Below are 228 nucleotides of genomic sequence, written 5' to 3' on the forward strand. Positions count from 1 at the left end.
TTCAATCCACGCACCCGCGAGGGGTGCGACTTATAAGAAATTTATCAAGATTAAGACAATCACAAATTTCAATCCACGCACCCGCGAGGGGTGCGACTTTTGGTAACTCTTTTTTTTGCAAATCCTCAATAATTTCAATCCACGCACCCGCGAGGGGTGCGACTATTATTAATCTAGTGTTCTTACTTCTCGTCTTACATTTCAATCCACGCACCCGCGAGGGGTGCG

The sequence above is a fragment of the Peptoniphilus sp. DNF00840 genome (assembly GCF_001553125.1).
Taxonomy (GTDB): domain Bacteria; phylum Bacillota; class Clostridia; order Tissierellales; family Peptoniphilaceae; genus Peptoniphilus_A; species Peptoniphilus_A vaginalis.